This is a genomic window from Ferrovibrio terrae, assembly GCF_943371255.1.
In the GTDB taxonomy this organism is placed as follows: Bacteria; Pseudomonadota; Alphaproteobacteria; order Ferrovibrionales; family Ferrovibrionaceae; genus Ferrovibrio; species Ferrovibrio terrae_B.
The window spans coordinates 1-8,477 of sequence record NZ_CALRUC010000152.1; the positions used below are offsets into that span (position 1 = coordinate 1).

Annotated in this window: 8 protein-coding genes; 2 read left to right on the forward strand and 6 right to left on the reverse strand. The window is 64.4% G+C overall.

The annotated features are described in order from the left end of the window. From AAG799_RS21105 to AAG799_RS21130, 6 genes are all read right to left on the reverse strand, one after another. Nucleotides 1-1,856, reverse strand: a 1,856-nt coding sequence (locus AAG799_RS21105; RefSeq protein WP_341898953.1) for a molybdopterin cofactor-binding domain-containing protein, incomplete at its 3' end; no start/stop codon positions are given. Between the two features lie 4 nt (nt 1,857-1,860). Then, entirely contained in the window at nt 1,861-2,709 is an 849-nt protein-coding gene (locus AAG799_RS21110) for an FAD binding domain-containing protein (RefSeq protein ID WP_341898955.1), read from the reverse strand. Nucleotides 2,710-2,895: 186 nt separating this feature from the next. Further along, on the reverse strand, nt 2,896-3,381 hold the full coding sequence (locus AAG799_RS21115) for a MarR family winged helix-turn-helix transcriptional regulator (RefSeq protein ID WP_341898957.1): 486 nt from the start codon (nt 3,379-3,381) through the stop codon (nt 2,896-2,898). A 101-nt stretch (nt 3,382-3,482) separates the two neighbouring features. Further along, the gene (locus tag AAG799_RS21120; protein WP_341898958.1) at nt 3,483-4,043 is read right to left on the reverse strand and encodes a histidine phosphatase family protein; all 561 of its coding nucleotides are present in this window, start codon (nt 4,041-4,043) and stop codon (nt 3,483-3,485) included. Nucleotides 4,044-4,059: 16 nt separating this feature from the next. Further along, complete coding sequence (locus tag AAG799_RS21125) at nt 4,060-4,884, reverse strand: MBL fold metallo-hydrolase (protein WP_341898960.1); 825 nt, start codon at nt 4,882-4,884, stop codon at nt 4,060-4,062. Between the two features lie 17 nt (nt 4,885-4,901). Then, the gene (locus AAG799_RS21130; RefSeq protein WP_341898962.1) at nt 4,902-6,071 is read right to left on the reverse strand and encodes a M20 aminoacylase family protein; all 1,170 of its coding nucleotides are present in this window, start codon (nt 6,069-6,071) and stop codon (nt 4,902-4,904) included. Nucleotides 6,072-6,268: 197 nt separating this feature from the next. Here AAG799_RS21130 and AAG799_RS21135 point away from each other — a divergent pair, with 197 nt between their 5' ends. Next, nucleotides 6,269-7,933, forward strand: coding sequence for a DEAD/DEAH box helicase (locus AAG799_RS21135; RefSeq protein ID WP_341898964.1), 1,665 nt, complete (start codon nt 6,269-6,271; stop codon nt 7,931-7,933). 106 nt (nt 7,934-8,039) lie between these two features. Next, a complete protein-coding gene (locus tag AAG799_RS21140) occupies nt 8,040-8,282 on the forward strand; it encodes an Lrp/AsnC ligand binding domain-containing protein (RefSeq protein WP_341898965.1) in 243 nt (80 codons plus the stop codon). Nucleotides 8,283-8,477 lie beyond the last annotated feature (195 nt).

Sequence of the window (8,477 nt, forward strand, 5' to 3'; positions counted from 1 at the left end):
CCATCGGCACGCAGGCTGATCCGCATGGTGGAGGGATTGGAAATCGAGGTATTGCCCAGGCCATACCACATGCAGCCGATGCCGATGCCGCGGCGCAGGGTCTTGCGGCGGGCATTGAAGGCTTCGACCTCGGCCGTCATCGCCTGCCAATGCGGACGCAGCGCGGCGATGCAATCGGCCAGGCCGGCGGAATGTTCCAGCTTCTGGCTGGTCGCCGTCAGGTCGCCGGCGCGGATCGCGTTGATGAAGCGCATTTCCAGGCGGTCGATGCCCAACCGTGCGGCCAGGTCATCCATCAGGGTTTCATGGGCAATCGCGGCCTGCGGCACGCCGAAGCCGCGGAAGGCACCCGAGGGTGGCGCGTTGGTGAACAGCGCGCGGCTGCGGTTCTTCACATGCGGCACATGATACGGACCGGTGGCATGCACCGGCACGCGATTGGCCACGGTGGGGCCCCAGCTGGCATAGGCGCCGGTATCGAAATCGGCATCGGTTTCCACCGCCACCAGCCGACCGTCTTTCGCGGCGGCAAATTTTGCCGTGATGCGCGCCGGATGGCGCTTGGTGCTGGAGGCCATGCTTTCCGGCCGCGTGTAGACGCAGGCAATCGGTTTATCCAGAGTCCAGGCCGCCAGCGCGATCAGCGGCTGCACCGAGACATCCAGCTTACCGCCGAAGCCGCCGCCGCAGGCGGTCGGCACGATGCGCACGCGGTCGGGCGGCAGTTGCATGACGCTCGCCACCTCGTCGCGGTCCATATAGGGCGCCTGGGTCGAGGCATGGATTTCAATGCGGTCGCCAATCCGCACGGCCCAGCCGGCTTCCGGCTCGATATAGGCATGTTCGACGAAGCAGGTCTGGAACAGGCCCTCGGCGATGGCGGCGGCGGTGGCAAAGCCCTGTGCCACATCGCCCTTGGTGACATTGCCGCGGATCAGCACATTCTCCGGCTTGCCGGCCTGCACCAGCCTGGCGCCGGGCGCGGCCGCGGCGATCACGCCGCTGACCGGATCTTCCGGTACATACTGGATCGGCAGGTCTTCGGGCTTGACCGCTTCGACCGCCGCACGCGGGCCGACCAGCGCGACCACGGCTTCACCGCGATAGCGCACCAGCCCATCGGCCAGCACCGGCTGGTCCTTGTCGTCGAAAATGGCAAAACCGTTGCGCGGCACATCGTCGGCGGTGAACACACGCACCAGGCCATATTTGCGCATCGCATCGGAGAAATCGCCGAGCGTGAAGCTGGCGCGGGCATGCGGGCTGCGGATCGCGCGCAGCCACAGGGCGTCATGCGGGATGTAATCGGCGCCGTATTTCTCGGTGCCTTCCACTTTCGCAACGCCATCGACCTTCAGGCTGCGCGCCCCCACCGCGGTGCCGATGTCGGGCGATGCCGGCAGTTCCGGCGTGCGGGTGGCATCCAGCACCGCCTCGACGATCTTGCGATAGCCGGTGCAGCGGCACAGCACGCCGCCGATGGCATCCATCACCTGCTGTTCATCGGGCTTCGATACCTCGGCCAGCAGGTCGGTGGCGGCCATCAGCATGCCCGGCGTGCAGATGCCGCATTGCGCCGCGCCATGCTTGAGGAAGGCACTCTGCAGGCGCGACAGCGCGCCATGCGCTTTCAATCCTTCGACGGTGACCACCGGCCGGCCGGCGGCCTGGCCCACGGCGGTGAGGCAGGCGCAGACCTGGTGGCCATCCAGCATCACCGTGCAGGCCCCGCAATCGCCGGCATTGCAGCCCACCTTGGTGCCGGTGAGGCCGAGATCATCGCGCAGCACATCGCTCAGGCGTTTGGCCGGCGAGCCCTGATAGGTATGCGGTTTGCCGTTGACGATCAGCCGCATGCCGTCAGTTCCCCTTCTGCTTGGTCAGTGTGGTCAGCGCGCGGCGGACCAGGATTTCCGCCGCTTCGCGCCGATAGGCGCCGCTGGCGCGGATATCGTCAATCGGGCTCAGGCCCTCGAAATGCGAGCGCTCGACGCGGTTGGCCAGGGCCACATTGAAACGGCGGCCGATCAGTTCGGCCTCCAGATACGGCAGGCGCTGGGCGACTGCGGAGCAGGCGCCGACGGCGACGCTGGCGGCCGAAATCACGTTATTCTCGACTTCCACCACCACGGCGACCATGGCAATCGAGATCACCAGATATTCGCGGGCGCCGAGCTTGAGAAAGATGCTGTGCGCGTCTTTTTTCGGCTTCGGCACCAGGATGGCCGAGACCAGTTCGCCCGGCTTCAGCACGGTGCGGCGATTGCCGGTGATGAAATCACCCAGCCCCACATCGCGCCGGTTGCCTGCGGCAGAGATTTCCACCCGCGCCCGCATGGCCAGCAGCGGCGGAACGCTGTCGGCAGCCGGCGAAGCGTTGCACAGGTTGCCGGCGACCGTGGCGGCATTCTGGATCTGCACGCCGCCAATGGCGCGGGCGGCAGAGCGCAGCGCATCGAACAGCGGCGGCAGGTCGGCGGCGATCAGATCGCTCCAGGTGGTGGTGGCGCCAATGCGCCAGCCCTCGGCGGTTTCGCTGATTCCGCGCAGGTCGGTAATGCCGGTCAGATCAAGGATATCGTCATCGACGGCACGACCAACGCGCACCGGATAGAAATCCGTGCCACCCGCCAGGATCACCGGCACGGCTGCATTCTGATTGGCGGCGCTCAGATGATCGAGCGCTTCGGCCAGACTCGTTGGACGCACATAAGACGCCATCGGTGTTGGGGCCTCCCCTCCGGCATCCGCCCGTATCGCCCACCCCCGCAGGCCGATATCGTTCGTGTGCATATGATGCTGCGTTGCTGCCTCGAAAGAGTCAACGTCAAAATGTAGGCAGTTGCTGCGCAGGAATGCGGCAGTGCAGCAGAGCGCTGAAAGGTCGGGAAAAGCTCAGGTCAGACGCTTGAGCAGTGCAACAAACTGCTGCTGTTCCGCCGCTGTCAGCGGATCGAGCGTGGCCTTGCTCACCTTCGGCCCGTTGCTCAGCAGGCGTCCGACCAGATCGCGGCCCGCTCCAGTGAGGCTGAGACAGCGGCGGCGCTTGTCGTTCTTGTCCGGCCGATGAGAGATCAGCTTGCGCAGGGTGAGGCGGCGGATCACGCCCTGGATGGTGGCCGGGTCCATCGCCGTGAGACGACCCAGATGGTTCTGCGACAGCTCGCCCATCTGATACAGCTTCACCAGCGCGGCATATTGCGTGGTGGTCACCTGCTCGTCGCCGATCATGGCGATGAACAGGGCAGTATGGCGCTGATGCGCGCGGCGGATCAGATGGCCAACCTGGTCTTCCAGCACATAGCCGTCAGGCATGGCAGCCGGTTCAACCTTGATCTCCGGTTTCACATTCATGCGCTGCTCATTCCGCTGGATCGCCACTCACAGCTCCAACTTAGCCGGTTCACCGCATCCGGGCCAAGCCATTCCGCAGCCGCCGCACTGCATACGCTGTGATATCGAGCCGCGACGGAACCGCCCGGTTACAAGACTTTCGTCGTGGCCTCGGCCCCGCGCGAGACCACCGACAGGCCCCGCATGGTGGTTTCAACCACGGTGCAGGAACAGTAATCCGGCTGCATCACAACCATACGCTCATCATTCATCGCCGCGCTCATGGCGGCATTGATGACCATGAAATGGGTGAAGATCACCGTGTCACTGCGGCAGGAGCGCAGCATGCCGATCACGCCCTCGCGCCAGGCGCGGATGATCGACGGCTGGGTGCTGTAACGCTGGTTGGCGATCTGCTGCAACCAGGGTCCACGGGCCTTGATGCCCTGCTCGGCGATCTCGGCCGGGGTAGGAATTTCGGAAAATGCGGCACTGACCTCCGGCACCGAACCCCAGCGGTTGGCCAGCGGCAGGGCGGTTTCGCGCGCCCGCTCCATCGGCGAGCTATAGATCGGCAGCGGACCGAGCTTTTCCAGCTCCAGCGCCAGATCGATCGCCGCCTCCTTGCCGTCATCCGACAGGCTTGGATCAGGATCTTCATCGAACCGCGCCGCAGCCTTGGCGTGGCGCACCAGGTAAATCCGGGACATGTGTCCGCCCCCTCCCCTACAGTAAATTCACGCGCATATTCTCGCGTGCGACCATGGCGCCGGACCAAAGCTGTCTCGCTTCGGCTTCCAGCTCCTCCATGAACGGATCCTCATGATCGGGATCATGGTGGAAAATCGCAAGCGTCTTCGCACCGGCTGTGCGGCAAAGCCGCACCCCCTCCTGCCAGGTCGAATGGCCCCAGCCGACATGATCCTCGAATTCCGCATCGGTATAGGTGCTGTCATAGATCACCAGATCGGCGCCTTCGATCAGCCCCAGGATATTCTGGTCAGGCTTGCCCGGGATGTGCTCGGTATCGGTCACGTAGCACAGCGATTTGCCGCCATATTCAAAACGATAGCCGGTGGCGCCGTCGGGATGGTTCAGGGCCGTGGTGCGCACCCGGATCTGGTCGCCCAGATTGAAGCTGTCGCCGGCGCGAAAATCGACACTGTCAATCTGCGCGCCCATCTTCTCCAGCGGCACCGGGAAGAACGGCTGCGCCATCTGCGACTGCAAGGCCTGCCCAATGCCGCCCCTGTCAGACAAATGCCCGGCATGGATGGTGAAATGCCGGTCCGGCTTGAAAGCCGGCGAGAAGAACGGAAAGCCGTTGATGTGATCCCAATGCGTATGCGACAGGAAGATGTCGCCGCGCATCACATTGCGCCGCAACAGCCAGTGGCCGAGATTGCGGATGCCGGTGCCCGCATCGAGGATGATGACGCGACTGCCGACTTTCAGCTCGACGCACGAGGTGTTGCCGCCAAAGCCGATATGGCGCGGCGATGGCGTTGCTATGCTGCCGCGGACGCCCCAGAACTTCACCTTGAAGCTCATGCTGCGTCCTCGTTCGGTTATGACGCCGGCAGGATGGTTTCGACCAGGCGCGACCAGTAGGTGGCGCCGATCGGCAGGACATCGTCGTTGAAATCGTAGCGCGGGTTATGAACCATGCAGCTTTCCTCGCCCGCACCATTGCCAATCCAGACGTAGGATCCCGGCTTCTCGCGCAGCATCCAGGCGAAATCCTCGGCACCCATGCTGGGATTGACATTGCGCAGCACATTCTCGCCACCCACCACGGCGGCAGCGGCACTGGCGGCCAGCTCGGTTTCGTCAGCCGTGTTGATGGTGGGCGGATAGCGGCGCTGGTAATCCAGCTTGGCGCTGGCACCATGGGCAGCGGCAATGCCGGTGACGATCTGGTTCATGCGCGCCTCGATCATGTCCTGCACGTCGGGCAGGAAGGCGCGCGTGGTGCCGGCGATCATCACCTCTTCCGGAATCACATTGGTGGTATGCCCGCCCTGGATCTGGCAGCAGCTGACCACCGCGCATTGCAGCGGATCAACGTTGCGCGCCACGATGTTCTGCAGTGCCAGCACGATTTCGGCTGCGATCACCACCGGATCGACGCCACGATGCGGATAGGCGCCATGGGCGCCGACACCCTTGATCTTGATCCAGAACATGTCGGCCGAGGCCATCATCGGACCGGTGCGCACGGCGAACTTGCCGACATCGATGCCGGGCATGTTGTGCATGCCGAACACCGACTCACAGGGAAACTTGGTGAACAGGCCCTCATCGACCATCACCTTGCCGCCGGCGACATTCTCTTCGGCCGGCTGGAAGATGAAATGCACGGTGCCGTCGAAATTCTTCGCCTTGGCCAGATACTGGGCGGCGCCGAGCAGCATGATGGTGTGGCCGTCATGGCCGCAGCCATGCATCTTGCCTTCATGCTTCGATTTGTGGCCGAACTCGTTCATCTCGATCAGGTCGAGCGCGTCCATGTCAGCGCGCAGCCCGATGGCGCGATTGCCCTTGCCGGCCTTCAGCGTGCCGACCACACCTGTCTTGGCCAGGCCGCGATGCACCGGCATGCCGAAGGACTCCAGGGTCTTGGCGACGAATTCCGACGTGCGATGCTCCTCGAAGGCGGTTTCGGGGTGCATATGCAGGTCGTGCCGCCAGGCCGTGAGTTGTGCCTTGTTGGCGACGATCTCGTCGATCAGTTTCATTGGGACGCTCCGGCAGGAAAATGCACGAGGTAAAAGGCAGGATTGCGACGATAACCGATTGATTTTGCTCTTTCCACCTGCATAAGGGGGCATTGACTCAGGGGGGCGCCTGTGGTCTTGTCCGCCCGCGGACGGTGCGCATCTGTGCTGACGCCGTCAAGATAATACGGAAATCCATGGAATTTACTGATTTAGGCTTGAGCGAGCCGGTCCTGAAGGCCGTCGCCGATGCCGGATACACCACTCCTACGCCGATCCAGGCGCAGGCCATCCCCATCGTCCTGATGGGCCGCGACGTGCTCGGCACGGCGCAGACTGGAACCGGCAAGACGGCCGGCTTCACCCTGCCGCTGATCGACATCCTGGCCGGTGGGCGCGCCCGTGCGCGCATGCCACGCGCCCTGATCCTGGAGCCGACACGCGAGCTGGCCGACCAGGTCGCCCAGAGCTTCGACAAATATGGCAAGAATTCGCCGCTTTCGATGGCGCTGCTGATTGGCGGCGTGAATTACACCGAGCAGGAAAAACTGCTGGATCGCGGCGTCGACGTGCTGATTGCCACGCCGGGCCGCCTGATCGACCATTTCGAGCGCGGCAAGGTCATGCTGACCGGCGTGCAGATTTTCGTCATCGACGAAGCCGATCGCATGCTGGACATGGGCTTCATGCCCGATATCGAGCGGATCGGCAAAATGCTGCCGCCGCTGCGCCAGACCCTGTTCTTCTCGGCCACCATGGCGGCCGACATGCGCAAGCTGGCCGACAAGTTCCTGAGCAACCCGAAGGAAATCGAGGTTGCCCGCCAGGCCACGACAGCCGAGTCGATCGCCCAGTTCCAGATTCAGGTGCCGCATAAGCTGAAGCGCGAAGCCTTGCGCACCTTGATCCGCAACGAAGAGGTCAAGAACGCCATCATCTTCTGCAATCGCAAGCGCGATGTGGATATCCTGGCGAAATCGCTGGCCCGCCACGGCTTCGATGCCCAGCCGCTGCATGGCGACATGGACCAGTCGGTGCGCACCGCGACGCTGGAAAAATTCAAGAAGGGCGAGATCGGCATTCTGGTCGCCTCCGACGTGGCCGCCCGCGGCCTCGACGTGCAGGGCCTGACCCATGTGTTCAATTTCGACGTCCCGACCCATCCGGAAGATTATGTCCACCGCATCGGCCGCACCGGCCGCGCCGGCATGAACGGCCGCGCCTTCACGCTGGTGGCCGGCGAGGACGGCAAGTATCTCTCTGCCATCACCAAGCTGATCCAGCGCGACATTCCGGTGATGGAACTGCATGGCTTTGCCCATGACTCCAGCGATGTCGCCGGCGATGCCGCCGATGAACGCAACGAACGTGGCGAGCGCGACCGCAAGGCCGGTCGTGGCCGCGGTGGTCGTGGGCGGGATCGCGACGGCGACCGTACCCGCAGCCGGGATCGCACCCGCGAGCCCCGTGCCAGCGACGCGTCGCGTGAACCGCAGGCCGCCGTCGAGGCCACTCAGGTCGAGACTGCCCAGGTCGAGGTTGGCCAGGCTGAGCAGCCGCAGGTCGAGCAGCATGACGCCGCGACCCGCGACGAGCAGAAGCCGCGCCGGCAGGATCGCCCGCGGCGCGACCGCTCGCGCAAGGATCGGCCGGAACAGCCCCGCGGCGAGCCCGTCCGCAGCGAACCGGCCCGTGCCGAGCAGCCGCGTGCGGAACAGCCGCGCGAGGCCCGCCGTGACCGCAATGACCGGGATCGCAACGATCGCGACCGCAACAATGACCGTGGGCGCCGCGACCATCGCGAAGACCGCGAACCGCCGGTGGTGGGCATGGGCGACCATGTCCCCGACTTCCTGCTGCGCCCGAGCCGCAGAGCATCCTGATCCAGCCTCCTGATCGGCCCTGCTGGCTGCGGCCTGAGCGGGGCTGATTGCGGCCCACGGCGGACTTCGATTACAGTCGCGCCAGGACGAGGAAACGGAGCCGGCGATGCAGACGATTTTCGTGATGGTGAAATGCGAGCTGGGCCGCGCCTATGACGTGGCTGTGAAGGCCGTCGAGGAGGTCGAACAGGTCTCCGAGGTGCATTCGATTTCCGGCCAGTACGACCTGATGATGAAATGCTACCTGCCCGACGGCCAGGATATCGGCCACTTCGTGGTCAACAAGCTGCAGACCATCACTGCCGTGAAGGACACCTTCACGCTCATCACCTTCAAAGCCTTCAACTGATCTGATTTGGCGCGCCTGTTTTAGCGCGCCCAACTTTCAGCGCGGACGATTCCCCGCCGCGCGCGGCGCGCTGGTCACCGTGCTGCCGGTCGATGGCGCCACGGTCATGTCGACCTTGGACCCGTACAGCGTCGAACGGGTGATCAGCACAGAAGCAACACGATCGCCGCCCTGCGACAGGAAGGTGAGCTGGCT